The organism is Caulobacter sp. AP07 (assembly GCF_000281955.1).
Lineage (GTDB): Bacteria > Pseudomonadota > Alphaproteobacteria > Caulobacterales > Caulobacteraceae > Caulobacter.
Map to the genome: position 1 here is coordinate 1 of NZ_AKKF01000280.1, position 2446 is coordinate 2446.

The 2446-nt window shown below is 72.8% G+C and carries 3 protein-coding genes; 1 reads left to right on the plus strand and 2 read right to left on the minus strand.

What is annotated here, in order from left to right:
* Both PMI01_RS23570 and PMI01_RS23575 read right to left on the minus strand, forming a co-directional pair.
* On the minus strand, positions 1-472 hold a 472-nt coding region (locus tag PMI01_RS23570; RefSeq protein WP_007675348.1), incomplete at its 3' end, for a hypothetical protein.
* Positions 472-1482 carry a polyprenyl synthetase family protein gene (locus PMI01_RS23575; RefSeq protein WP_162136413.1) on the minus strand — a complete coding sequence of 337 codons (1011 nt, stop codon included), beginning with the start codon at positions 1480-1482 and terminating at the stop codon, positions 472-474. The genes PMI01_RS23575 and PMI01_RS23570, both read right to left, overlap by 1 nt.
* 166 nt (positions 1483-1648) lie before the next feature.
* Here PMI01_RS23575 and PMI01_RS23580 point away from each other — a divergent pair, with 166 nt between their 5' ends.
* The gene (locus PMI01_RS23580) at positions 1649-2383 is read left to right on the plus strand and encodes a methyltransferase (RefSeq protein WP_007675356.1); all 735 of its coding nucleotides are present in this window, start codon (positions 1649-1651) and stop codon (positions 2381-2383) included.
* The last annotated feature ends 63 nt before the right edge of the window (positions 2384-2446 follow it).

A 2446-nucleotide genomic window follows, 5' to 3' on the forward strand; every position in this document is an offset into this window, starting at 1 on the left:
GCGGCGGCGGCAGCAGCCAATTGTGCGGCGGGGCGGTCAGCTCCAGCCACAGCCCGCCCACCCAGGCCAGCGAGAACAGCAGCACGGCCGGGTAGCGCAGCAGCGGGCTCTTCTGGACCAGCAGCAGGAACTGGATGAAGGCCACGGCCAGGGCGGCGGCGATCGCCGCGCCGGCCGTCAGCCAGCCGTTGTGGGCCAGCGCCTTGGTCTGCGCGGCCGCCGAGAAGCCAGCCCACAGCGGCGCCCACAGCACCGGGCCGAACATCAGCAGCAGAACGCCCAGGCCGATGACCACGCCCAGGCCGCCACCGATCACCTTGCCGGCGACTTCACCGGCCTGGTGGGCATGGCCATGCGGGTCGCCGCTGGGATTGGCGGGCGAGGTCTCCAGAACGGTGGCGAGGCGCGGCGCGGGGCCGTCCGGAGCCGCCGGGAGCAGGTTTCCGCCCTTGGCCACGCTCCGCCGCGCCATCAGGCCCGCCGGCTGACCGCGAAGTCGGCCAGGCTTTCCAGGCTCGACCGCCACTCGTTGGCGGGGAAGCCGGCCAGCGCCGCCTTGGCCTTGTCGGCATATTCCGAGGCCAGGTCGAGGGTGCCTTCGAGGGCCCCGGTGCCGACGATCAGCTCGCGGGCCCGGCGGAAGTCGGCCTCGGTCTGTTCGCGGCGGCCGATGGCCCGCTCCCAGAACTCGGCCTCGCGCGGGCCCGAGCGGGCGATGGCCAGCAGCAGCGGCAAGGTGGCCTTGCCTTCGCGGAAGTCGTCGCCGGCGTTCTTGCCCAGGGCCTCGGTCGTGCCGCCATAGTCCAGGGCGTCGTCGGCCAGCTGGAAGGCCAGGCCCAGGTTCATGCCGTAGGCCCGCAGGGCGTCCGACTGCATGGCCGACACTCCGGCCGACACGCCGCCGGCCTCGGAGGCGGCCGCGAACAGCTCGGCGGTCTTGGCGCCGATGATTTCCAGATAGAGGGCCTGGCTCAGGTTCAGGTCGTGGCTGCGCGTCAGCTGAAGCACTTCGCCTTCGGCGATGACGCGGCTGGCCTTGGCCAAGATCTCCAGCGCCTTCATCGAGTTCGTCTCGACCATCAGCTCGAAGGCCCGGGCGAACAGGAAGTCGCCGACCAGCACGCTCTGCGCCGCGCCCCAGATCAGGTGGGCCGCGACCTTGCCGCGCCGCAGCTGGCTGCCGTCGACCACGTCGTCGTGCAGCAGGGTGGCGGTGTGGATGAACTCGACGGCGGCGGCCAGCTTCAGGCAGGTGTCGTTGTCGGAGCCCGCCAGGCGCGCGGCGGCCACGGTGAGCAGCGGACGCAGGCGCTTGCCGCCGGCGGCGATCAGGTGCTCGGCCAGGGCCGGGATGACCGGAACCTCGCTCTGCATGCGCGCGGTGATCAGAGCGTCGACCCCGGCCATGTCGGCGGCGGCCAGCCACGCGAGACGATCCACCGATCCCGGCTCCCGGGCGAGGGTCGCTGCAGCTGCGTCCAAAACGATACTCTCCCTGACTGACGCCCACCGGTGGTTCGGCCTGCGCCGCGCGTCCCGTGGGCTTGATCAGCCGTTGCGAGCGACAATGGTGGCGGGATAGGTCAGGGTCAAGGCGAGCACAAGGCTTGAAACGTTGCCGTACGCGATACCAGTCCCTTCCCTCCCCTTGGGGGTCACCGAAGATACCGTCCTGAACGGTCGCGTAAGGCTGCGCCAGGCCGTGACCGGCTACCGGGCCGGCATGGACGCGGCCCTGCTGGCGGCGGCCTGCGACGCCGCGCCCGGCGAGCGGGTGATCGAGGCCGGCTGCGGTGTCGGCGGGGCGCTGCTGGCCGCCGCGCGCCGGCGCGAGGGGGCCCGATTCGTCGGATTGGAGCGCGACGCGGCCGCCGCCGACCTGGCCCGCGGCAATGTCGTCCTCAACGGACTGGACGACCGGGCCGAGATCATCGACGGCGACGTCGAGCGCGGTTTCCGGACCCTGGAGCTGCCGGTGTTCGACGCGGCGATCAGCAATCCGCCGTTCTTCGACGACCCCGCCGCCCTGCGCGCGCCCGCGCCGGAGAAGTCCGGCGCCTGGATGGCCGACGGCGGCCTGGCGGCCTGGACGGCGTTCTGCCTGAAGGCGGTGCGCGAGGGCGGGACCGTCACCCTGATCCACCGCGCCGACCGCCTGGCCGACCTCCTGGCCCTGCTGGCCCCCAAGGCGGGGTCGTTTCGGATCCGCCCGATCGCCCCCTTCGCCGACGCCCCGGCCAAGCGGGTGATCGTCCGGGCGATCAAGACCGGCAAGGCGCCGCTGGTGCTGCTGCCGCCGCTGGTGCTGCACGAGCGGGGGAGCGCGGCGCATTCGGCCGAGGCGGAGGCGATCCTGCGGGGGGAAGCGGATCTGGGGTGGTGAAGGAAACCCTCTCCCGGAGGGGAGAGGGAGGGGCCCACGCCGAAGGCGTGGGAGGGTGAGGGG